Origin of the sequence: Sulfoacidibacillus ferrooxidans (assembly GCF_022606465.1) — a bacterium.
GTDB classification, from domain to species: Bacteria; Bacillota; Bacilli; order Alicyclobacillales; family SLC66; genus Sulfoacidibacillus; species Sulfoacidibacillus ferrooxidans.
Genome location: NZ_JALBUF010000147.1, coordinates 1 through 234, shown reverse-complemented (window position 1 = coordinate 234; position 234 = coordinate 1). Strand labels below are relative to the sequence as shown.

General features: G+C 46.2%; 1 pseudogene. It reads left to right on the top strand.

The window, feature by feature from the left end:
• Positions 1 to 129 precede the first annotated feature (129 nt).
• Positions 130 to 234: pseudogene (locus MM817_RS17735) on the top strand (EamA family transporter); the annotation flags it as partial.

The following is a 234-nucleotide window of genomic DNA, read 5'->3' as shown; positions in this document are numbered from 1 at the left end:
ACACATGGTGTTTGATGCATTATTTGAGAACGACGTCCCCTCATTCCCACGCCATTGAGTGAAGGGATCGGGACGTATTTTCCCTTCGCCAGTGGACAATGAATGTCCAAATATGACGGAGGGATATGGATGAATACACGCTATTTAGGCGCCTTATACATGGCATTAGCCGCAAGTATATGGGGTGGCATGTATGTGGTAAGCAAGATTATACTTGCAACTGTTCAGCCCATG